Annotated in this window: 7 protein-coding genes; all 7 read left to right on the plus strand. The window is 47.4% G+C overall.

Annotation, left to right across the window (positions count from 1 at the left end; all coding sequences use genetic code 11):
• Nucleotides 1-53: 53 nt before the first annotated feature.
• The 7 genes from AC1DE7_RS15520 to AC1DE7_RS15550 are packed head-to-tail and all read left to right on the plus strand — an operon-like array spanning nt 54 to nt 25,593.
• Nucleotides 54-16,829 (plus strand): amino acid adenylation domain-containing protein, encoded by a 16,776-nt coding sequence (locus tag AC1DE7_RS15520; protein WP_477534822.1) that lies wholly within the window; start codon nt 54-56, stop codon nt 16,827-16,829.
• Nucleotides 16,819-21,018, plus strand: a complete 4,200-nt coding sequence (locus AC1DE7_RS15525; RefSeq protein WP_477534759.1) for a non-ribosomal peptide synthetase — start codon at nt 16,819-16,821, stop codon at nt 21,016-21,018. The genes AC1DE7_RS15520 and AC1DE7_RS15525 overlap by 11 nt, the downstream gene beginning before the upstream one ends.
• Nucleotides 21,015-21,272, plus strand: a complete 258-nt coding sequence (locus AC1DE7_RS15530) for an acyl carrier protein (protein ID WP_036668520.1) — start codon at nt 21,015-21,017, stop codon at nt 21,270-21,272. Before AC1DE7_RS15525 ends, AC1DE7_RS15530 begins: the two co-directional genes overlap by 4 nt.
• Nucleotides 21,269-22,420 (plus strand): acyl-CoA dehydrogenase family protein, encoded by a 1,152-nt coding sequence (locus AC1DE7_RS15535; protein ID WP_036615204.1) that lies wholly within the window; start codon nt 21,269-21,271, stop codon nt 22,418-22,420. Before AC1DE7_RS15530 ends, AC1DE7_RS15535 begins: the two co-directional genes overlap by 4 nt.
• A complete protein-coding gene (locus AC1DE7_RS15540; RefSeq protein ID WP_477534760.1) occupies nt 22,417-23,397 on the plus strand; it encodes an ACP S-malonyltransferase in 981 nt (326 codons plus the stop codon). The genes AC1DE7_RS15535 and AC1DE7_RS15540 overlap by 4 nt, the downstream gene beginning before the upstream one ends.
• The gene (locus AC1DE7_RS15545) at nt 23,394-24,713 is read left to right on the plus strand and encodes an aspartate aminotransferase family protein (RefSeq protein WP_353883909.1); all 1,320 of its coding nucleotides are present in this window, start codon (nt 23,394-23,396) and stop codon (nt 24,711-24,713) included. The genes AC1DE7_RS15540 and AC1DE7_RS15545 overlap by 4 nt, the downstream gene beginning before the upstream one ends.
• A 28-nt stretch (nt 24,714-24,741) precedes the next feature.
• Nucleotides 24,742-25,593, plus strand: coding sequence for a 3-hydroxyacyl-CoA dehydrogenase family protein (locus AC1DE7_RS15550; RefSeq protein WP_477534761.1), 852 nt, complete (start codon nt 24,742-24,744; stop codon nt 25,591-25,593).
• Nucleotides 25,594-25,613 lie beyond the last annotated feature (20 nt).

The raw sequence follows: 25,613 nt of genomic DNA on the forward strand, positions 1-25,613 counted from the left end.
ATTTTTTGCCTTACACAGCTTGAATCTCAATTAAACGATGAGGTGTGGTCGTGATGGTACAAAAAACCGTTGAACTTTCCGAAACACAAAAGGGAATCTATTTTGATTGTCAGGTGAATGATCCCACTTCGTATAACATCTCAGCTTCAATGCAATTTGATCATCTTCAAATGGAGATATTTCGCCAATCCATCGAATTGCTTATGTATGAGCAAGTGGTGCTGCGTACTCGGATTGAGATTCAAAATGATGTACCCGTGTTATCCGTTCATGAAGATATGGATTATTCACTTGCCTTGTGGGACCTAAGTAGCGAGAATCAGGAGAATCCAAAGGAACAACAGTTAGAAGCACTGGTGGATGAATGCATCGGGACACCTTTTGAGCTGGAGAAAGGTCCTCTGTTCCGTATAATGATTGTTCAGATGGATAAAAGCCGATATATTCTGACCTTATGTATTCATCATTTAATATGTGATGGCTTGTCGCTTGAACTGATGAAAAACAAACTTATCCAGTCATATACGTGTCTTCTTGAAGATCAGCCTGTGGATGTCAAGCTGGATGAAGGATTCATCTCTTATGTTGAGGCAGAGAACAAGAAACTGCACGAAAACAAGTACTCCAAAGAGCGGGAATACTGGTTGAACAAAATGAAGGGAGTGGAACCTCTTTCTCTAAAGCACGACTTTCCAGCAGGTTCTGTACAAGAAGGGATTGGTCATGAACTGCGATTTGATATTTCGGAATCGTTAATGGCTGATATTACACAGATGTCCAAAGATAATGAAGTAACCGTTTTTATGTTCTTTATGGGTGCCTTTGGCATTCTTATGAGTAAATATGTCGGTACAGACGATATCACCTTTGCCTCCCCATATTCTCATCGTCCCGGTATGGACTTGGAAGAAACGATTGGATGTTTTGTCCATATGTTGCCTATGCGATTCCATATTGACCTCGAATCAACTCTAAAACCTCTGCTGCAACAAGTAGCCACAACCTGGATGGATACGTACAGGAACATCGGATATCCCAATAACCTCATTGTCAGAGACAGTATGTTACAGGCTCAACCCGGATCACCATCGTTGTTTGATATCTCCTTTGTTTATGATTCCTATGAGGAAGATATGCTCGGAACTCGTATTCTGGATCAGGATAAGGTTACGTTCCCAGGAGATCTAATGGTGGTGTTGAGTCGTTTACCGCAAGGTGCGCAGTTGAAGCTGCAATATAAACCGAGCTTGTTCCGTGAAGATTCAATGGAGCGAATGGGCCAACGATTTCTATATTTGCTGAATCAACTAGTAACCAATTCTGAGCAAAAAATCAGGGAGTTCAGCCTCCTGATACAAGATGAGAAAGAAAACTTACTGTACCGATTCAATCAAACTTCTTATTTTCCCTACACTCCACAACATATTATGGATATATTTCACGATAAAGTAGCACGTTTCCCGGAGCGGGTAGCTCTAATGGAAGGCAAGCAGCATCAGACCTATGCGCAGGTCAACGCAAAAGCGAATCAATTGGCTAGGCAGATCGTTGCGATTAAAAAAAGTGATAACGCGGCAGTTGGCGTGCAGATGCCACGTTCCTCGGATATGGTCATTGCCCTATTGGCTGTATTAAAAGCCGGATGTGCTTTTGTGCCTGTAGACCCTTCCTATCCTTTGTCCAGAAAGGCCTATATTTTATCGGATGCAGACATATCCATAGTGCTGGCTATGCAGCCCGAAAAAGATGACGAGACTCTGGATGTCCAGTACATCTACGTTGAGGGAGATCAGGCCTATACGGGGGATGTCTCAAATCTCGAAGAGGCGCTGAATCCGCATAGCCTTGCCTATATCATGTACACGTCCGGATCAACAGGCAAGCCAAAAGGAGTCATGGTTGAAAATCATAGCGTAGTCAATACACTGCTTGATCTGGAGCGTCGTTTTCCGATGCAGGCGCAGGATGTTTACTTGCTGAAAACAGCATATACCTTTGATGTGTCTGCCACGGAACTTTTCGGCTGGTTCATGGGTGAAGGCGCACTAAGCATTCTTGAGCCTGGAGCAGAAAAAGACCCTGCTCGTATTGTGTCAACGGTGGCATCACATAAGGTTACGCACATCAACTTTGTTCCAACGTTATTCCGTCTTTTTCTGGAAACGATGGAGCTTCGCTCCGATCTGTCAGCATTGGAAACGTTGAAATGGATGTTTGTTGGCGGAGAGGCAGTCACGCCAGACATCATTGAGAAATTTAACAGGTTAGGCATTGGAGCAAGTCTTGAAAATGTTTATGGTCCAACCGAATGCACCATATGGGTTTCTCATTATCCGTTAAGTCATTACGAAGGCTTGGGCAATGTACCGATTGGCTACCCGCTCAATGAGTCCAGATGGTATGTCGTCGGAAATCATGATGAGCTTCAGCCGTTAGGTATTCCAGGGGAGCTTTGTCTTAGCGGTGTTGGGCTTGCACGTGGATATCTGAATCTGGAACAGATGACCCGAGAGAAGTTTGTCCCTAATCCTTTCTTTCAAGAAGGACAGGATGCAGAGCATTTCAGGTACATGTACCGCACAGGTGATCTGGTACGTTCACTCCCAAGCGGTACGATCGAATATCTGGGACGCATTGATTTTCAGGTTAAAATTCAAGGAGCCAGACTGGAGACAGGCGAAATTGAGAATACCCTGTCATCCTATCCGGGTGTCATCCAGACCGTGGTAGTCATGAAATCATTTGAAGGTAGGTCCGGCTTGCTGTATGCCTACTATCTGTCAGAGCAGGAGCTGCCTTCTGTCGAATTGAGAGAGCATCTGTCTCGTTTGTTACCGGCATATATGATACCATCCGTTTTTGTACATAAATCCGAATTTCCATTGAATAGCAGTGGGAAGATTGACCGGAAGGCACTCATGGCAGATATCACGCATGCTCACGCTTCCAGTACGTTCTATACCGCCCCGTCTTCTGAGCTTGAGAAGGTTATAGCCGAAGTGTGGGCCGAAGTGCTCGGTGTTGAGAGAGTAGGGCGCGATGACCATTTCTTTGAATTGGGCGGAAATTCATTTTCTGTCATTCAGGCTCACAATAAACTTAAGCATTATACCGATGTGGAGTTCCCTGTGCCTCGTTTTTTCGAATGCCCGACATTGCGTCAATTTGCCGCACTGGGTCCGAAAGATGAGGGAGTTCGGATACCGACTGAAAGGGAACAATTGTTTCAACGAAAAGATGGCATTATGCGTGAGGACATTGCAATTGTGGGCATGGCGGTGAATGTGCCGGGTGCTGAGGATATAAGGGAGTTCTGGAGTAACCTTGTTGAACGGCGGGAAAGCATTCACTTTTATAGTGATGATGAATTGAGGGAGCTTGGCGTGGAGGAAGCACTGCTGCGTTCACCTCGTTATGTCAAGGCAAAAGGACGTGCCAACGGCATCCATGAGTTTGATGCAGGGTTCTTTGACTATACTCCCGGTGAAGCCAAAATGATGTCTCCCCAATTCAGACTTCTGTATCAGGGAATATGGGAAGCGCTGGAGGATGCAGGCTGCAGACCGGATGAAGCGGGTAAGGTGGGTGTGTTCCTTGGCGGGTCCGATGACTTCGAATGGTACCGTCAAGTGCTTTTTAACGATGCTAACTATAGCAGTAAATACGAAGCATTCACCCTCAGCACCAATCATTTTCTCGCTACCCGAATGGCTTATAAGCTGAACTTAAAAGGGCCGGCCTATACCGCTCTGACGGGATGTTCTACTTCACTGGTTACACCTCATCTGGCATGTCAATCTTTGATCGTTGGAGAATGTGATGTGGCCGTGGCTGGTGGGATCACCGTGGAGTTGCCCAATGAAGGGGGTTACATATTTGAGGATGGCATGATGTTCTCCACAGATGGACACTGTCGTCCATTTGATGCGGCAGCCAGTGGAACCGTCTTCTCCAATGGTATGGGAATTGTGGTGTTGAAGCGGGTAACCGATGCTCTGCGGGATGAAGATCATATCTACGGGGTCATCAAAGGCTCAGCAATTAACAATGACGGACAAGAGAAACTCAGTTTTCTTGCTCCAAGCGTAAGCGGACAGGCTGAAGTCATTCAGGATGCTTATAAGGTAGCCGGAGTAGACCCGGAAACGGTGAGTTATATCGAAGCACATGGTACGGGAACGTTGCTTGGTGATCCAATTGAAGTAAACTCGTTAACTCGGGCCTTTGCTTCCGACCAAAAGCAATTTTGCTATCTGGGTTCTGTCAAAGGCAATGTGGGACATATGGATACAGCCGCAGGTGTGGTTGGTTTAATCAAGGTAGCGCTCAGTCTTGGACAAGGTTATATCCCTGGAACAGCGAATTATGAGCAACCTAATCCCAAAATTGATTTTTTGAATACGCCTTTTAAAGTTAATGCACAAGGGGTGGACTGGAAACAGGGCAATGTTGGAGTCATGCGCGCAGGAATCAATTCATTTGGTGTGGGGGGCACGAATGCTCACATGGTATTGGAGGAGGCTCCCGAGATGGAGAAGTGCAGTCCGGATGATGACGTAAATATATTGCTTTTTTCCGCCAAAACGGAGTACTCGCTGAACCGCACCGCTGAACGGATTATGGAACATCTGACTCAGCAGCCGGATCAATCTGTATCAAACGCAGCGTGGACCTTGCAATCAGGTAGATCTGTTTTTGCGTATCGTAAGGCACTCATTCTGGATAAGACATGGAAGGATAATCCGGACAAGCTGATACAGCAGCTGGGGAAAGCACGGGTATACCATTCGGCTCAAGGCACTCGTCCCGTATACTTTATGTTCCCCGGACAGGGCAGTCAGTATCAGGGAATGGGTGCAGAACTATACAGATCTACAGAGCAAGCAGGCCTAGCTCCAATCTTCAGAAGTTATATTCAGGAAATATTGGACCTTCTGCCTGCGGAAGAACGAGAAGATATGCTGTCCGTTGTATACGGAGATCAGCAGCCTGAGCGAATAAACCAGACAGAGTACAGCCAATTCGCACTGTTCATGACAAGTTATGCGCTCGCCAAGTCTCTACTGGATCTGGGCATCAAGCCAGATGGCATGATCGGGCACAGCATTGGTGAACTGGCTGCCGCAACGGTAGCGGGTGTGTTCGAACTCGGAGATGCTGTCAAGTTAGTTCGACTTCGCGGACGTCTGATGCAGCAACAACAACCCGGGGTCATGCTTGCCGTTATGGCGGATGCGCAGCAGGTGAAGTCACAACTGGAGGAAGACATGTGGCTTGCCCTGGTGAATACTACAGGTTCCAGTGTGATTGGTGGGACAGCTGAAGCCATTTCACGGATGGAAGCCAAGGCTGAAGGACTGGGCTGGAAGTGCATTCGTGTGAAGACTTCCCATGCATTCCATACGCCAATGATGAATCAGGCCGCCGAGGAATTTAGACGTTATCTAGCAGAGCATTCACTTCATACGCCACAGATCCCATTACTGTCCAATACCAGTGGAACATGGGCGCTTGGCGATGAAATCACACAACCTGACTATTGGTCCCGTCATATTTTACAGCCGGTGTTGTTTGAATCAAACCTGGCTGAAGTGTTGAAGGATGAGCGGGCTGTATTAATTGAAGTAGGTGCAGGACGAACGCTAAGCTCCTTTGCCAGACAGCACAGTCTATCAAGAGATTCCCAGACGGTACTGAATATGCTACGTCACGTAAGGGAGACGGAGCAGGACAGTATCTATGTGAACCGCAGACTTGCGGAGTTATGGTGCGAAGGCATTGAACCGGACTGGAAGGTGCTCAAAGGGCAGACGGTACGACGAAAATGCTCTCTGCCTACTTATGTTTTCAACAAACAATCCTATCCTGTCAGTGTTTCTCTTTCTGGCTCATCAGCAGTGCAAGGAATGGGTACCGGGGATGATAGGCAGCATGCAGAGCAGGGTAAGGGAAGTGGCCCTACTCTAGTAAAAGGGACCGTTTATACTGGTGGTTCAGACCAACTGAAACAGATTGTCCTGGACGCATATCGAACGATTTTTGGCATCGATGATCTAGATGAAGAGGTTAATTTCTTTGCGGTTGGAGGAGATTCTCTCAAAGCAGTCAGCTTGTCTGCATGGATCCGGTCTCATTTAGGAATTCAGCCTGAGGTAGCTGATGTTTTCAATCATTCAACGCCTATTCAACTGGCGGAGCATCTCTATGTCATGGCGAAACCAAAAGTGGACCAACAGATAATTCAATCTGCACCCACTATGGATGCTTATCCAATCTCTTCTGCACAGATGCGTATGTTCACACAAGCGATGCTTGATCCAGGCAATACGGCATACAACCTACCGTCTGCAACCATTATTGAAGGTGAATTGGACCGTATAAGAGTTGAGGCTGCTTTGCAGAAGTTGATGCAACATCATGAGGCGCTCAGAACATCGTTTGAGATACGGGGTAGTCAGATCGTTCAGATCATCCAACCTTCGGTTCGCTTAAGTATGGGCTACGCAGAGCAGCATGTGGCAGATGACCAAGAGTTGCCTGCGATGATCGAGACATTGATTCGTCCTTTTGATCTGGGGAGAGCTCCGCTTATGCGGGTTGAACTGATTAAGATAGGCGAGCGCAGGCATCTGTTATTCTTTGATATTCACCATATTATCGCGGATGGTACATCTGTCGAAATCATTACTCGTGACTTCAATGATTTATATTTTGGCAAAGAGCATGCAGTCCGATTGCAGTACAAAGATTACGCGGTATGGCAGCAGCAACGTCTCGCTTCACAGGAATACATTTCACATCAAACGTACTGGCTGGACCATCTTGGCCCTTCTTTACCTGTGCTGGGGCTTCCACTTGACCATGAGCGTCCATCACAGCGATCCATGCAAGGGGGACGTCTTCATTTCACGTTGAATCGTTCGTTAACACAACACTTGCATGAGCTGGCTTCCTCATCGGAAGCATCCATGTATATGGTAATGCTAAGTGTGTGGAATCTTCTTCTTGCACACCGCTCAGGTCAGCAGGACATTGTGGTAGGAACGCCTGTTGCAGGAAGGATGCAAGAGGAGTGGAAAGAGACGGTAGGCATGTTTGTCAATATGATTGCGATGCGGAATTTTCCAACGTTTGATCGTACGTACACTGATTTTTTACGCGAACTCAAACAACATACACTGGATGCTTTTGCATATCAGGAATATCCGTTTAATGAGCTTGTGGCACAACTGGGCGTGACACGTGAGCTGAACCGAAATCCGGTATTTGATGTTTGTTTTGATTATCAGAACATGGACTTGCATGGACTTGAACTTCATGGTTTGCAATTTAGTTCTTTTCCGGTGGAGACGGGTACGTCTACTTATGATCTGTTAATGACCTGTCAAGAAAACAGGGAGAAGCAGGTGATTGAAGGATATATCGAATACTCGCTGGATCTGTTCCGCCGGGACACAGTTGAAGGTATGATGCAGGAGTTTATCGGACTCTGCCAAGAGGTTGTACAACAGCCTAATCTGTCTCTGAGCGAACTGTTTGAGAGAAACATTTCTCATGAGCACCCAGTCCATCGTCTTGCTGGTCCACGTCTGGATTACACTCCTGCGGTGGGTCTGCATCGGCTGTTCGAGCTGCAGGCAGAACACACACCAGACAAGAAAGCTCTCCTTGTATCATCTGGAGCTTCTTTTACCTACAGGGAGCTTAATGAAAAAGCTAATACGCTGGCTTGGAAGCTGATTGATCAAGGTGTGCGCCGGGATGAACCTATAGGCATATTATCCAGACGAGATGAATCGTTGATTATTATGCTATTGGCGGTGCTGAAAGCTGGGGCGGCTTATGTGCCTCTGGACCCTGCTTTTCCGCCGCAGCGCATCGTGAATATGATTGAAGACAGCCGAATGAACGTATTGCTGTGTACGCCTGATGAAGAAGGCACAGTGACTTTTAGCGGAGAGCGATTTGTGTATGATCCAACTGCCCAGGATGTGCGCTCATCCGTTAACCCGGACGTAAGCCTCCTGTCTTCGGATCTGTCCTGTGTGATTTTCACCTCAGGATCGACGGGGCGTCCCAAAGGGGTCATGATTACTCATGAGGCGATGGTCAATTTTGTTGAGGACGTCAGGCACCGACATATTTTTGCGCATGAGACAGATCGCATCATCAGTGTAACGACCATATCTTTTGATATTTTCGGATTTGAAGTGTGGACACCATTATGCACCGGATATTCGCTGTATCTGGCCAATGAGCAGGAGCAGCTTGACCCGGCTCTTGCTTCACGTCGAATACGTGAACATGGTGTTACACACATTCTTAGCACGGTCTCACGCATTAAGGCATTTGTCGAAAATCCAGAATTCGCTCAGGCGCTGGGCAATCTGCGGTGTGTTCTTACCGGAGGGGAAAATGTCCCTGTGGGACTCCTCACCGATCTGAAGCGGCTTACGCCCGCTCGAGTCTTTAACATGTATGGACCAACGGAAACTACGATCTGGTCAACGACCAAAGAATTGAATGACACAGCCGCGATTACCATTGGCAAGCCCATTACCAATACAGAGATTTATATTCTGAATGATGAAGGTGAAATACTGCCACCTGGAAGTTATGGAGAGCTGTGCATTGCAGGAAAAGGATTATCCCGCGGTTATCTGCACAACGCTGCTGAGACCGATGCCCGATTCATTGCAAACCCCAATGTTTTGGGAGGCCGTTTGTACCGAACTGGCGATCTGGCCCGTATACTGTCGGATGGGGATGTTGAGTTAATGGGACGGTTAGATCAGCAGGTGAAGATTCGTGGCTACCGGATTGAACTGAATGAGATTGAGCAGGCAGCGATGAATTATGAACGTGTAAGAGAAGCTGTCGTTAAGGTAGAAGGGGCCGATTCACATTCATTGCAATTAATCCTTTTCTACAGTCTGAAGCCTGGGAGTGGGCCTTCCGTTATGGAAGATGAAGACGTACAGCTTCGGACCTGGTTAAAGCAGCGGCTTCCACAGTACATGATGCCTTATCGCTTGATTCGTCTGGAAAATCTGCCTGTGCTGCCTAATGGCAAACTGAATCGCAATGCCCTTCGTCTGGCTGATTTTGAGCCGGGAGAGAGGGATAACCCGGCTCTGGTTTATGGCTCATCGATTCAAGGAATGGAGCGGGCAAAAGTTGACCTGGAGCAGATGCTCATTGCAACGTGGAAGGAAATATTGAATCTGGATACGGTTAATATCCATGATCACTTTTTTGACATCGGAGGCAACTCGCTGGGGCTTATTCTGATCAATAATCGGCTGAATGCCTATCTGGATAAAAGCGTTCCGCTGGTGCAATTGTTTGAGCATTCCTCCATTGCATCACTGGTTAATCATCTGGTGGCGGAGCAGATGCTGCCGACAGTTACACAACAGGTGCAAGAGGAGAGCGGGCATATCGCTTCGGTTGGATATCCTGTTACGAACCCGGACCCGACAACAGCTCCAAAAGAGTATGTGAGGAGCACAGTTGAACACAGCAAAGTGGAGCAGAGCAGACCGGAACAGAGTATCCCGTCTGCTTCAGAACACAGTAGCAGAATTTCTTCTTCGTCGGATATCGCAGTTATTGGCATGGCAGGGCATTTTCCCGGCTCAAGAAATATTGAGGAGTTCTGGGATAACCTAATGGCAGGTAAGGACGGTATTACCCGTCTGAATGAGGAGGATCTAACCGCTTCGGGTGTACGACCGGAAGACTTCAAACATCCCGATTATGTACGGGCCAAAGGTGTACTGCAAGACACTGAGTATTTTGACTCCGGATTTTTCGAATATCCGCATCAGGAATCCAACATGATGGATCCGCAAATCCGGCTGCTGCATCAGTGCTCATGGGAGGCGCTTGAGCATGCCGGGTGTGATCCTTACAGTTATGAGGGATCTATAGGATTGTTTGCCGGAAGTGGACTGAGCTTACCATGGATGGTGCAATTTCTCGGTCGCTCCGGTAATTTGTTACAGGCTTTTGAAGCCATGACTTTAAATGAAAAGGACTATATTACAACCCGAGTATCTCACAAATTAAATCTGAGAGGGCCGAGTATGGCAGTCCAGACCGCATGTTCGACTTCTTTGGTCGCTATCCACCAAGCTGCTGAATCTTTGATTCGGGGAGAGTGTGATGTGGCACTTGCGGGAGGTGTCTCTATCTCCTATCCGCTCAAAGAAGGTTATCACTGGCATGAAGGCATGATTTATTCAAAGGATGGTCATTGCAGACCGTTTGATGAGCAGGCATCTGGTACTGTGTCTGGTAATGGATGCGGAATGGTTGTGCTCAAGTCACTCCGCGACGCGCAGAGAGATGGAGATCATATCTATGCAGTCATTAAAGGTTCAGCGATTAATAATGATGGCATGGACAAAATTGGATATACGGCACCGAGTGTGGCCGGGCAGGTCAAGGTTATTCAATCAGCCCTGCATCGTTCGGGAGTGTCTCCAAAAGAGATCTCCTATCTGGAGGCGCATGGAACAGGAACCAAACTGGGGGACCCGATTGAAATCGAAGCGCTCAGGCAGTCATGGGGAACAGATCGTAGAAATTATTGTGCTCTAGGTTCTGTGAAAGCCAATATTGGGCATCTTGATGCGGCAGCAGGTGTCGCCGGTTTTATTAAAACCGTACTGACGCTTTATCACCGGGTGGTTCCGCCACAGATTCACATGAATCGGACGAATCCGATGTTGGAGCTGGAGCATAGTCCCTTCTATATCAACAGGGAGCCACAGCCATTAGAAGACGCGAAGCGTATCCTGCGAGCGGGTGTCAGTTCGTTTGGGATCGGGGGGACCAATGCTCACGTCATTCTGGAGCAGCCGCCCGTCCAAGAGAGCCAAGCCAATTATGAATCATTGCTTCTGCTGCCCTTCTCGGCCAAAAGTGAATCTGCGCTGGAACGCACGTATGATTCGGTTCTACAGGCAATCCATGCATTGCCGGAGCAGTTGCCCAATGCTGCGTGGACGCTACAGAAGGGAAGAAGCAGATTCGTTCATCGTAAAGCGCTAATCGTTGTAGACGGTTATATTCCGCCAAGCGAGCAGTCTGTAGAGTTTGAGACACAGGCAAGTGTGATGAATGGGAAGCCTAAGGTCATGTTTTATCTCAGCGGAAATGCAAGTTGGGAAGCGCGCAAGATTCGGGAACTATATGCTTCTGTGTATCGCAGCCAGGTCTCAGAGATATTCAAACAGCACTTTGAAGAGATACTGAACCTCTTTGAGTCCAAGGAACAGTATGCCATCCGCCAAGGCATAGGGCGATCGTTAATCGATTCAAGGCTTGAGCGCATGCAGTGCTTTGTTGTGCAATATGCTCTTTATAAAACCGTGATGCAGCTTGGTATCAAGCCGGATGCTGTCTGTGGACAAGGCGTTGGCGAACTGGTGGGGTTGGTTATTAGTGATGCACTTGATCCAGTACATGCCGTGGGGCTTTTATACAATCTGGAGCATTGGTCACTAGAAGAAGGAGCATTGTCAGATGCTTTGACAGGAAGGATGACAGATGCAACTGTAACAGACCATGCGTCGAGTATTGCACCACTGTTATCTCCAAATTTCCTGTTTACGCTGCTAAATCGCAAGACGCTTTCTGAATCTGCTGGGCATACGCTGTGGATCGTTTCGAATCAGCAGCAGGATACAGAACCAATAGCTCCGGATTCATTTTCAGAGCCAAACATCATTGCTCTTACTGGAGATCGTCAGAGCCTGCTTGAGGCAGACGTGTATTTAATGAAAGTACTTGCTTTTTGCTGGTGCTCTGGCATGGAATTGGATTGGGAACAGTTAAACGGAACGGGGCCTAGGCAAAAAATCTCCCTGCCGACGTATTCCTTTGACCCTATTGTTCATCAACATGATGTTGCGTTGTATCAGCTTGCAGGTATGTCACAGGTTGCAGCGGGTTCTATCGCAGCATTAGACCAATCTCCATCTGGGAAAGTCAGGGTTCAACGGACTGATGATGAGATAAGGCATGTATTATCGCAATTGTGGCAGGAGTTGCTTGGTAATGGAGAAGTCGGCCTTGAAGATGATTTCTTTGAGCTTGGAGGTCATTCTTTAAAAGCGATTTCCTTGGCGTCGAGGATTAAAGAAATGTTTGGATTAAATTTGGGGCTGGAAGAGGTTTTTGATCATTCTGTGTTTGAACACATGGTTCAATGGATTGCTGAACATCAGGTTACAAGTGACTCTGATTCAGTGAACCCAATCTTACCTGTAACTAAGAAAGAGAAATACAAGACCACTTCTGCACAGCGAAGAATGTATGTGGTGCATGAGTGGATGAAAGGTGAGAGTACGGCGTACAATCTCGCCAGTTCCTATAGGGTAAGGGGAAAACTTGACCCTACGCAATTCAGAGTAATAATGGATGCACTGGTAGAGAGACATGAAGCATTCCGTACCAGATTTGAAATGATTGACGGTGAGATTTTCCAAATTGTGGAGGATCAGGTTCCAAGCGTGGTGGAGTTGCTGGAATTAGAAACAGCAGGGTTAGAGCAGGTCATGGAATGGATCAAGCCTTTTGATCTGACCAGCGCACCATTGGTTCGTGTTAAGCTCATTCACCTTTCTCAAGAGGAACACATCTTATTCATCGACATGCATCATATCATTTCGGATCAGAGTTCCATTGCTATCCTGATGCAGGATTTTGCTCGCATGTACAGAGGAGAAACATTGCAATCTCTTGATATTCAGTATAAGGATTATGCGGAATGGCGTGATGAAGCTGCGTCACATGGACAATCTGTTGAAGACGCCGAGTTTTGGATACGGGAATTCGAGGACATGCCTGCACCGGTTGAATTGCTTACAGACTTCCCAAGACATGGCGCGTCATCCTACAGCGGAGACAGACGTTCCATTGAACTTGGTGAGTCGTTAAGCACACAGGTCAATGACTTCTGTACTCAACAAGGGCTTACACCCTATATGTTGTTTATGGCAACTTTGAATCTATTAATCTGGAAGTATACGGGTCAAGACGACTTGGTCGTTGGCACAGCGGTTGCGGGGCGTGAGAAGCCAGAACTCAATAACGTTATGGGTATGTTCGTGAACATGCTTGCCATTCGCACCAGTATGGACAGAGAATGCTCTACAGAGGCGTATTTGAATGAGATGCGAGGCAAGCTGTTATCCTGTTATGAGCATCAACAATATCCTTATGAAGCACTGGTGGAACAACTTGGTCTATTCGGTGATTTAAGCCGCAACCCCCTATTTGATGTGGTGCTAAATTACATTAATATGGGAACCGATGATCCTGAAGCCGGGGAACTGATGCTTGAACCATGGGTAGAAGGTAAGGTGGATGCCAAATTTGATCTGACTTGGACACTGGTCGAGCATAAACAATGTTACACGGTTGAACTTGACTATCGCTCAGGTTTGTTTAAAGCGGAGTCCATGGAACTGATGCTGGATAAATTCCGGTATATCCTGTCTCAGATCGTAACAGGGGATAATGAACGAATTGGTCAGATTAAGCTCACTACACCGGAGGAAGAGGAATGGCTGCTGTACGGAGTCAACGATAATGCCGTTGAGTACCCGCGAGATGCGACCATTTCCCAACTATTCGAGGAACAAGTTCATGTGCATGCACAAAAGACAGCATTGGTCTCGGAAGACGGTGAGTGGAGCTATGCGGATCTGTACGAACGTGTTCAGTGGCTGGCGTTCAGCTTGCTTGGACAAGGGGTAAAATCAGGCTCCAGTATTGCTCTCATTCTGGACCGTGGACCGATCCAGATGATCAGTATTCTTGCTACACTCCAAGTGGGTTGCAGTTATGTCCCGATCGACCCGGCTTCGCCGCCATCGAGAATTGAATTTATTTTGCAAGATTGCGATGCGGCTGTGTTATTGACTGAAACGGCGTATACTTCGACATGGCAATCTGTAGTTCCTTGTATCGTGCCGGCAGATGAACTGGCAGCATTTGATTCAGGAGACATGCAGGAGCCTGTTGAACATATGAACAAGACCGCTCTTGACCCGGCTTATATCATTTATACATCAGGGTCAACAGGAACTCCAAAAGGGACTGTGATGAGTCATCGCAATGTGACCAAAGTCATGAAAAACAGCAATTTTGTCACCGTTGTGCCAGAGGATCGTATTCTGCAAATTTCTAACTATGCGTTTGACGGTTCCATTTTCGATATTTTTGCTTCATTAATAAATGGCGCTACTCTTGTATTAATCTCAAAAGAGACCATTTTGGATATGGCTCGTTTGGCGGATGTCATCCGACAGCAACGGATTTCAGTATTTTATATTCCGACATCCTTGTTTAATATGCTGGTGGATTGGGATGCTGAATGCTTGAAGAATGTGCGTAGAGTGATGTTTGGTGGTGAAGCTGCATCGGTGAGTCATGCCAACAAAGCGCTTGCATGCGTGGGGCCAGGCAGGCTGTTAAATGGATATGGGCCAACGGAAGCAACCTTTTTTGCCTCCTACCACTTATTACAGCAAACAGAGCCTTATACTGGCTCACTGCCCATAGGTTACCCCCTGTCTAACACAGCTTTGTATGTTCTGGATGATGAGCTGAAGCCTGTGCCACCCAACGTTCCAGGTGAACTGTATATCAGTGGGGATGCGGTGGGTATTGGATATCTTAACCGTGAGGATCTTACCCGAAAACACTTTCTTGATGATCCCTTCCGCAAGGGAGAACGAATGTATCGGACAGGTGACATCGTTAAACGTCTGGATGACGGCAGTCTGATTTTTATTGAACGTTCGGATTTCCAGGTCAAGATTAGAGGTTTCCGCATTGAATTATCGGAGATAGGTAATTGCATGGAGCGTCTTTCGGGAGTTCGTGATGCCTTTGTCATGACAGTTACAGAACCATCAGGAAGTCTTTACATTGCCGCTTTTTATACAAGCGACACTGGGGCAGATGTTGAGTATATTCGAAGAGAACTTAAACAGCAACTGCCAGAGTACATGGTGCCTGCACGCATTATTCGAATGGATCATCTTCCGATTAATGCCAATGGCAAAGTGGACCGAAGGGCATTGTCCGAGCATTTGGTTGAAGAGCAGCAGAGGTCTCTGGAAGTGAGTTCACCTCGGACAAAAACAGAGCGTGCCATTCTTGCCGCCATGCGACAGATCCTGGGTAATCCAGGCATTGGTGTGGAAGATCACTTCTTTCAAAATGGGGGGCATTCGCTCAAAGCGATTGCATTCACTCAAATTTTGGCAAAAGAAGGAATTGCCATCAATGTGAACGAATTATTCCAATATCCGACAGTTAGAGGACTTGCCAAATTGGTAGATATTAATCCTCCGGCGTCAGTTTGGTCCGAAGATAGCCTGCATATTCAGTCCCCGATAGTCATACCACAGGACATAACACTTCATGAGAAACAACTGGACAGCCTGGTCCTGCATGTCTTAAACAGCTGCAATCAGGTTTCATCTTTTATGGCGGGCATAACCCCTATGGGTCAATTCCCACTATCTCCAATTCAACAAGCACATGCTTCTACGACTTCACGAGCAAGCGGATTTACAACAACGCTGGAAGGCGAATTGAATGAACAAGCTGTAAAACACCTGATTCTTGGGGTTATATCCCGGCATCAGTTGCTGCACAGCATGATATATGAGGAAGAACAATTGTATTGGCATCCATGTGATATATCGTTAGCGGCGGACATGCTGCAACAGCTTATCCCATATCTTGATATTCGTCATTATGCTTCGGCTACGATTGAGCAGTTGGAGTACAAACTGGTTCAGTCTCTGTTACACAAAACGTATACGTTGAAGGAACTACCTTGGCGTCTGTGTATTTTGCGTACAGGAGCAACAGAGCATAAGCTGATTTGGAGTTTTGATCACCTTGCGTTTGATGGTATGAGTGCCCAGATCATCAAGCAGCAACTTGAGTCGAAGGCATTATATAGACCGCAAGGTATAGAGATCGAGAGTGATCTTCTGTACCAAGTACGAAATTATGAGGATTATGTAAATTTTCTGTCTCAAGGCCCCATAGGGGTATCAGAAGATGAAATGGAGAAACAATTTTTGCTTCAGGCATGGAATAGATGTAACGCCATCGTCATGAACAAGTTGAAGGAAACAGAAACATTGTCGCCTTCAGCGATGACTGTCGAGTTGTCCCTTGCAGGGAAGGAGCCTGCAGATGTTTGGTGGACATGCTTTAAAACTTTTTCCAACATCATTGCGGCTTATCTGAACATAAGCCAATTGCCAATAGCCCTGGTGCATTACGGAAGGGAGTATGGCGAAGAATCCTACTATGATTATGTGGGAGAATTCCTAGATCTGATTCCAGTGCTGGTAGACAGTGAATTCACACAGGAAGATCTGTTGGAACGTCTGGAATTTACGAAGCAACACAGCATTAACTTTATGGCACTTACACATGATTCTTCCCTCTCGGCACAATATGATGGCATACAGGAACAATTGGGAACTGCCTACAGGCAAGCAGAACAGGAGACGCGTCAGATGATTCTGTTTAATTATCAAGGCTTCATCTCCAGTAGCGAAGCGATCCCAATGTCGTCTCAGTCGTCGGATGACCAAGATTCGAATTCGGGACTCGCCCAATTCGAATGGGTTATTCGCTACGACGAAGAGTGTCTGTACGTACATCTGGCCTGTCAGGCTGGTCTGGACATCAAACGTATGAAACAGCTGATTGATGACAAGCTTGGTAGCGATGTGAGAGTGGTAGTTCACAATGAGGCAATGGAGGTGCAACATGTCCAGTAAATCCATACAGCGAGGACCCGAGCTGATTGTGCCAGAACATTATTCAACAGTGGCTGAGATGCTAATCTACATTGCAGATACTCATCCAGAAAAGGGAATGACCTATATCAGCTCTTCAGGTGACGAACAGTTTGAATCATATCCTGAATTACTGATGCAGGCGCGCAAGTACCTGCAGTCTCTTCAGGAGCAAGGCATTCAACAAGGACAGGTTGTTATTTTGGAAATTGACCAGTCACAGGAATTTTACCGTACCTTTTGGGCTTGTATGCTGGGGGGCATTATTGTCGCCCCGGTTAGTCCTCCGGCTGCCTGGGAACCAGGCTCAGCCGGTCTGGAGAAATTCACGAAAGTGTGGGAGGTACTCGGGCGTCCAGTCGTTATCGTCGAGGAAGCCTACATGCCCAAGTATAAACAGCTTGCGGAAAGTCCGGTATTCAAAGGTCTTATGTTGATTAGCGTGAACCAGCTTCAAGCAGGCCAGCAGATGGCTGATCTATGCCCAACCTCTCCTGATGACATTGTGTTCCTGCAATTCTCATCAGGAAGCACGGGAATTCCCAAAGGTGTGCAGTTAACAAATCACAATATTATCGCCAACAGTATTGCATGCAAGACTTTTCTTGGAGCTGAAGAAGGAGATAATGTGTTTACCTGGTTGCCGCATACGCATGATATGGGGATATTTGGACAGCATCTGACACCCGTCCTGAGTGGAGCCAACATTATGGTGATGTCACCTTATACCTTCGTACGGTCGCCTTATCTGTTCTTGCGCAAGATTACGGAGCATCAGGGGAAATGGTTTTGCTGTACCAATTTCGGTTTCGAATGGATGGTTCAGAAGATCCCGGATTCCAAGCTCTCAACGCTTGATCTGTCTTCATTACGTATGACCTTGAATGGTGCAGAGCCTATATCAACGTCTGTTATCGAGCGATTTGTCAAAAAATTCAGCTCTTGTGGCTATCGTTCCAATATGATGTTTCCTGCGTATGGCATGGCAGAAGCGACAGTAGGTGTATGTACCTCCAGACTGGGGGAAGAGCCGCGAATTGAACGTATTTCGCGTTCGCGGCTGGTGCAGGAAGGACTGGCTGTGCCAGTACAGCTGCCTAGCAGTGATAGCCATACTTCGGATGTGATCGAATTTGTCCATGAAGGATATCCCATGACAGGGATTCAGATCCGGATTGCGGATGAACAGGGTGAAGTGCTGGATGAGCGGGTTGTTGGCGAAATCCAGATCCGTGGGGAATCGGTAACCTCCGGATATTACAGTCTTCCAGAGATCAATCGTGAAATGTATATGGATGGGTGGCTTCGCACTGGAGACTTGGGTTATATGGCTGATGGCTCCCTTGTTGTAAGCGGACGAATCAAGGACATTGTGTTTATTCGGGGACAGAACCATTATGCGCATGATCTTGAAGAAATTTTGTACCAGAATAGCAGCATTCCGAGAGGGAATCTGACGGTAGTCGGGCACTTTAACAGCCTCAATCAAGTAGAGGAACTGCTTGTATTTGTTAAATACAAATCGGGCGCTCCACAGTTTCTGGAGGTGCGACAGGATCTGATCCAACGTATGAGGGCTGGATTGGGTATTGAGATCACCCATGTTCTCCCAATCAAAGTTATCCCCAAAACGACGAGTGGCAAGGTCCAGCGCTTCATACTGAGAAACGAATATGAGCGTGGAGTATTTACCAAGGACATCGCGGCCATTGAAGAGCTGATTCGCGAAAACTCACAACAGCAAGGACACGAGACGGTTTCCGCATCGTCTTTGGAATATACCGTACGTAAAGCCTGGGCCGAAATTCTTCAATTGCCCGCAGGAAAGATTGAGATGGATACTTCTATTCTCGCACTTGGAGGCAATTCCATTCTCTCTTATCAATTACTTGACAAGCTGTCTGCACATATGGGACGTGAATTAGGACAAGAACTACTTGTTTTTTGCAGTACAGTACGTGAGATGGTGGAATATCTGCAGGAACTTCCAGCAGAAACGAAGGACTTTGAACAAGTTGAAACAACAGATAATCACCTGAATGTACATCGTGCTATTGCTATTACCGGACTGTCTCTGCGTCTGCCTGATGCCGACACCCAAGAGCAGTTCTGGGGCAATCTGGTTAACGGGTTAGATAGTGTTGACCGGGTTAGTTTAGAGCGTGCAACACGTTCCAAGCAACCCGGTTGGGATGACTGGATTGGGGAACTGAAGCAACCGGATACGTTTGATCATGAGTTCTTTGAAATCCCGTCTGAACAAGCTGCATTTATGGATCCGCAGCATCGCAAGCTGCTGGAAGTTGCTCATGAGGCGCTGGAGGATGCGGGTATGCTCGTGGACCATGAGGATAAGCGTGATGTGGGTGTGTATGTAGGGATTAACCCAAGCACATACTTCGATCTGGTTATTGATTATATGAACCGGAGTCTTGGAAAGGCTGTTCATTCTCACGCTATGGTAGGCAATATGTCCAATATTGCAGCGGCCTCCATTTCACACATGTACAATTTTACAGGGCCGGCACTGTCCATAGATACAGCATGTTCTTCTTTTCTGGTAGCACTGACACAAGCTGTGGCGGCCATTCAGGACAAGCGTATCTCTGGGGCAGTTGTAGGTGGAGCGAACATTTTGGCTACACCGCATGTTCATCAACTATCACGCAATGCTGGAATCTGTTCTTCCACTCAACATACGAAGGTATTTGACCGGGAAGCAGATGGTTCAGTCTTGGGAGAAGGTGCTGTTGTTGTATATCTGGAGCCGCTAACAGAGGCAATTCGCAACAATAAACATGTTTATGGTGTGATTCGCGGGACAGCGGTGAATAACGACGGATATTCCCTGGGCATTATGGCACCCAACCCTCAGGGGCAATATGAGGTACTCCGTGCCGCTTATCGCGACGCCAACCTAAACCCCAGCGAGATTTCTTATATTGAAGCACATGGATCGGGGACAAGGATTGGAGATCCAATTGAGGTGAATGCCTTGCTCCGACTGTTCCGGGAAAAGGGAGATACAAGCGATAATTCGATTGGATTAGGTTCAGTCAAAACCAATATTGGTCATTTATTTGCAGCCTCCAGTGGAGCCAGTCTTGCCAAGGTTCTTCTCAGTATGCAGCATGGGGAACTGGCACCAAGTCTGCATATGGATAATCCGAATCCGGCCCTCCGACTGGAGCAATCGCCGTTCCATATCGTTAGCGAGCATAAAACGTGGGATGTACCTGAAGGAAAAACACGGAAGGCAGGCATCAGTTCATTTGGCCTGGGAGGTACGAATGCCCACATTGTGCTGGAAGAATGGAAAGCCCCTGTCCGTGCAGATGCCCCGGCACGCGGCCAGTTGTTAACGTTCTCTGCGAAATCAGAGCAGGCTTTAAAAAAGCTGATTGATAACACGGAGCAATATGTGAAGAAACATGCGGACCTGGCACTAGAGGATCTTTGTTTTACCCGGAACAGATATAGAAAACATTATCGGTATCGTGCAGCAGTAGCTGTCAGCTCAACCGGAGAGTGGAACATCGAAGAAATGGAATTTGGCTTCAAGCCTAGAAACCGAGCTGCTCGTGTCAATATTGTGGTTGGGGGGCATGAGATTCGCGGAGAAGATGAGGCTCAAGCTCGTAAGGTAATCAGGCCAGACGATTCTAATGAAGATACCGTATCAACCTTGAACTACTGGGTGACTTTGCTTGAGACACTTGTACGTCTGGTCCCTTCCATTCAAGAGATTCGAGGAATAGCTACAGGAGAGGAACTTGTATCCAGTTTACATCTGGATGGCGAGGAACATCACAGCGCTCATGCAAGCCAATCCATTCCAGTGTACAACAGAGTGACGTTAGACAGTCTGCAAGACACACCTGGCAAGATGGCAAACGCCGACATTGTAATTATAATTGCTGCAGATCAGACAGTGCAGCAGCTCGAATACAGTGGCAAGGAGAGCTTCATCCGCCTGTCTGCCGAGCCGACACTTACCATGGAGGATCAGCTTGCTTTATTGCTGGGACAGCTTTATGTACGTGGTGCTGCGCTGGATTGGGAACAGTTACATCCGAATGGCTCTGGCCAGATTGTACATCTGCCAGCACACCCATTCGAGCCGTATGTACATTGGATAGATGTGAATCAGGGAACGGAGGTCATGATATGACAAAAGAAGAAATTGAGCTTTTTCTCAAAAGCGAGATTGCTGCAGCGTTGAATCAGGAGCCAGAGGACATCGATGAAGAGATGAATTTTTTGAAAATTGGTGTTTCATCTGTGCAGGCGCTCAAGATCATTAATCGTGCGCGTAAGCATCTTCAAGTTGACATCAGTCCGGTTGCGTTGTTTGAATACAAAACAATTGCCGAATTCGCCGCTTATCTCAATGAATCTCTTCTTCAAGAGGGGGTTGCCGAATGATTGAAGCGGATGTAGAGCAAGAGATCATTCATGAAGCTGAATTGTTTGCTGCCCGTGAAATTCGTCCTTATGCTCAACAGATTCAAGAGCAGCAAGCCATTCCCAGAACATTGATCCGTGCCATGGCTGAAAAAGGTTACTTGGCTGCCTCGATCCCGGCTGAATATGGCGGCATGGGTCTCGGTCCTAAGGCGTACGGGCTGTTGACTGAAGTATTTGGCAAGGCTCTTCCAGCCGTTCGCAGCTTGTTAACGGTACATACTTCACTTGTAAGTGAAACTTTGGTACGTTTCGGAACGCCTGAGCAAAAATCGTCCTGGCTGCCCAAGTTGGTGAAGGGAGAATGGATTGCTGCCTTTGGCCTGACTGAACCGGAAGTTGGTTCAGATGCCAAAAGTGTAAAGACCGAGTGGAGAGAAGAATCGGACTGTTATGTTTTGAATGGAAAAAAGAAGTGGATCACGTTTGGACATCTGGCAGATGTATTTATCATTATTGCCTCGAATCAGGGACGAAGCACTGCTTTTTGGGTCGAACGCCAGTTTGAGGGGGTACAGACCCAACCTATCGAAGGTGTCATGGTTGCGGGAGAGACAGGTATAGCTGAGATTGATCTCCATGAGGTGCGTGTACCAAAGAATCACATTATTGGACGTCTGAATGAAGGTTTTGAGTACATCGTAACCGGGGCGCTGGACCAGGGCAGATATAGCATTGCCTGGGCAGGGCTGGCGATTGCGCAGGAAGCGCTGGATGCCATGGTGACTTACTCAAGGAAGCGGAAGCAATTTGATCAGAAGCTGAGTCATTTTCAGCTGATTCGCGGCATGATTGGAGATGCGGTGACAAAAGTCCATGCAGCACGAGCATTATGTTTACGTGCAGCCGAGCTGAGAGAAGCCAAGGACCCGCAGGCCGCCATGGAGACAACGATCGCCAAATATTTTACGTCCAAAGTTGCTGTTGAAGTTGCAAGTGATGCGCTACAGGTTCATGGTGCGAATGGAATTAGTAACCAATATCCTGTTGCCAGGCTGTATAAGGAAGCAAAAATTCTGGAGATTATTGAAGGTTCTTCTCAGATGCAGCAGGAGATGATCTCGCATTACGGATTAAAAGCCTATTACAAGCGTGGCGGTAGCGTATGACGTTCTGTGCGCTATTTCCCGGCCAGGGAAGCCAGTATATCGGAATGTGCAGCGAGTTGTTGGACAGTGAGCCGGAGGCGAATCAGATCTTTGCGGAAGCGAGCGAGGTGATCGGATTTGATTTGAAGGCACTGGTTATGGAAGGGACCCTGGATCAATTGACGGTCTCTGAATATGCTCAGCCTGCTGTACTGACGGCAAGCTACGTTTTATTTGACTCATTTGTTCGGCGGACTGGAATGACTCCAGATTATGCAGTAGGTCACAGTTTGGGGGAGATTTCGGCTTTAGTAGCGGCGGGAGCATTGCGATTTGCTGATGGAATCCGTTTTACAGCTCAGCGTGGTGCGTTGATGCATCGCTCCATTCAGGAGCAAAAAGGAAGAGCAGGTATTGTCGTTGATGTAACCCAAGAAGCGCTTGAAGAATTAGTCGGGAATATTCGTCAGAACGAGTATGTGACGATCTCCGGTTATAATTCACCGGGACAGTTTATCGTCGCAGGTACTGCGAAGGGTCTTAAATTGCTGGATGATCAGGTGGATGGCTACGGTGGGGAATTCATTCCTTTTCGCATGATGCCAATGAAGGCAGATGCACCTTATCATAGCGAGTTGATGCAGTTCATTCAGCCTGAGCTTGAAGAGATGCTTGCAGGGATTTCCTTCTCTGCACCGGTGTTTCCCATCTGCTCTACAGTACATGGTGAGTTCATTCGCGGAGCCGAGGACATTCCTAAGCTGCTGAGCAGCCAGCTTTTGCAACCCATTCGCTGGAATCAGGCATTGGCACGTGTTCAAAATCTGGGAGCGACGGTATGGATCGATATCGGTCCAGGCCAGAGCGTAAGAAATATGCTGGCTGAGAATAAGACCTTGCCTGCAGCCTATTCGCTGGATGATCCGCAAGATCGGTCCAGGTTACTGGAGCGATATGAAGCAGTAAACCAGACAAGTGGGGGAGGCGATAAGGGATGATCACGGAGATGATGCAGTACAATCAGCGGGTGAAACAATGGCTTCCTGGAGGTGTGCACTATAATTTCCACCTTCCTTGGGAAGAGACACCGCTCCATTTCAAGCATGCTTCCCGAAGCAGAGTGACGGACATGAACGGCAACGAGTATTTGGATCTATATGCCCGCTTTGGTGCCCTCATCGTTGGCCACGGCAACGAGGAGTATAACGAGTGTCTGAAGGATACCATTGACCGTGTTCTTTCCGTAAGTCATTGCGATCTGGATGCAGAGGCTCTGGAACTGATCCATCAATATGTACCCTCAGCAGAGATGATTCGTTTTGGGTTATCAGGCACGGAGATTGTCCAGAATGCACTTCGTCTTGCCCGGGCGTGGACAGGTAAAAATCGCTTTGTACGTTTTGAAGGCCATTATCATGGCAATGCGGACAATATTATGGGTGGCAAGACTGCACGTACAGGTCTGCCTGTACCTTCAGACTATCCTGGTGACATGAAAGGAACAAAGGGGAGGGCAAGGGATGCCATGGAATCTCAATCCTACCTCTTGCCATGGAATGACGCACCCCGTCTGGAGGAACTATTTCGCCAGCATGGAGACGACATTGCAGCAGTAATCATGGAGCCGGTTTGTGTAAATGGAGGCGGAGTCATGCCTGCTCCGGGTTATCTGCAAAAAGTCAGACAGTTATGTGATCAGTACCAGGTCGTGCTCATTTTTGATGAGATTATAACAGGATTCCGTATGGGTCTCGGTGGTGCCCAACAGTTATTCGGTGTAACGCCTGATCTGACTACACTTGGGAAGGCAATCGCGGGTGGCGGAGTTCCAGTGTCAGCCCTGGTTGGCCGAGCGGATATCATGAAGTTGCTTGTAGACAAAAAAGTAATTCATGCGGGTACGTTTAATGGCTATCCATTAGGTACAGCTGCTGTAAAAGCTACGCTGGAAATGTTGGGACGCAATGGAGGACAGGCGATGCACAGCATGAACCGCCACGCTGAGATGATGCATGACATACTCTGCCAGGAAGCAGTGAAGGTAGGTCTGCCTTTAATTGTTCAAGGGCCGTCTGGCTGTGCTTCTTATCACTGCTGCACGGAGCCGCTTACGGATACGGCTGATTATACGTTTGAATTGATGTCTTTTGATATTTTGTTAAATAGCAAGCTTGCTGAGCACGGTATTCTGGTATCTACGCTCTCGCGGATGTATCCGAATATCTTGCTTGATATGCAAGATGTTGCCTGGTTCGGTGAGCGTGTCCCTGCAGCGCTTGCAGAAATGAAAGAGATCTACGACGAGCTGATCTGATGGTAGCTCAATAAGGAGGTGATTAGGTATGCATAATCGACTCATTGCAATCATTGGCGCAGGGGTGATGGGATGCGCCACAGCACTGGATGTCGCGAGGGCTGGTTATCGTGTAATTTTGCAGGATATTTCGGCGTCGGTCATCGAACACGCCCCTGATGTTATACGTCGTGAATATCGTTCAGCTTGCTTTCTGAAGCAAGGGTACGGTCAGGTGCCCCTGGATCAGATCATGGAACGGATCTCGTTCCAGACACAAAATGAAGGGGTGGAAGAGGCAAGTATCATTATTGAAAATGTAACCGAGAACCTGGAGTTGAAAAAGGAAGTTTATGCACGACTATACCACAAGGTTCGTCCGGATGCTTTATTTGCGCTAAATACAAGCTGTATTTCCGTGACAAAGCTCGCTTCATTTTTGCCTGACCCAGGTCGAGTCATTGGGGTGCATCTGATGAATCCGGTTCCTGTTAAATCCATGGTGGAGGTGATCAAAGGACATCATACAACACAGGGTACGGAACATGAGATGGTAGCGTTTTTGGAAACTCTTGATAAAAGTCCAGTTGTCATAGAGGATCTGCCCGGGTTTGTCTCTAATCGCCTCTCGCACTTGTTAATGAATGAAGCGGCGTACATTGTACAGGATGGAATCGCTACACCCGAGCAGGTGGACGCCATTATGAAGAAGGGCTTCAATTATCAGATGGGGCCGCTGGAGACGGCGGATCTGATTGGTCTGGATACGGTCGTGCATTCATTGAAAGTATTGTACGACAGCTATCAGGACCCCAAATTCCGATGCTGTCCGATGTTGCAGAAAATGGTTGATGCAGGACAGTGGGGGCGGAAGACGGGTCAAGGATTCTATGCCTACTAATGATGAAGGGTGGCATGACC

The sequence above is a fragment of the Paenibacillus sp. 10L310 genome, from assembly GCF_056395745.1.

Excerpts from the sequence above, each read along its gene's own strand:
- AC1DE7_RS15550 (WP_477534761.1), top strand. The coding sequence starts at position 24,742 with ATGCATAATCGACTCATTGCAATCATTGGCGCAGGGGTGATGGGATGC.
- AC1DE7_RS15525 (WP_477534759.1), top strand. The coding sequence starts at position 16,819 with ATGTCCAGTAAATCCATACAGCGAGGACCCGAGCTGATTGTGCCAGAA.
- AC1DE7_RS15540 (WP_477534760.1), top strand. The coding sequence starts at position 22,417 with ATGACGTTCTGTGCGCTATTTCCCGGCCAGGGAAGCCAGTATATCGGA.
- AC1DE7_RS15545 (WP_353883909.1), top strand. The coding sequence starts at position 23,394 with ATGATCACGGAGATGATGCAGTACAATCAGCGGGTGAAACAATGGCTT.
- AC1DE7_RS15535 (WP_036615204.1), top strand. The coding sequence starts at position 21,269 with ATGATTGAAGCGGATGTAGAGCAAGAGATCATTCATGAAGCTGAATTG.
- AC1DE7_RS15520 (WP_477534822.1), top strand. The coding sequence starts at position 54 with ATGGTACAAAAAACCGTTGAACTTTCCGAAACACAAAAGGGAATCTAT.
- AC1DE7_RS15530 (WP_036668520.1), top strand. The coding sequence starts at position 21,015 with ATGACAAAAGAAGAAATTGAGCTTTTTCTCAAAAGCGAGATTGCTGCA.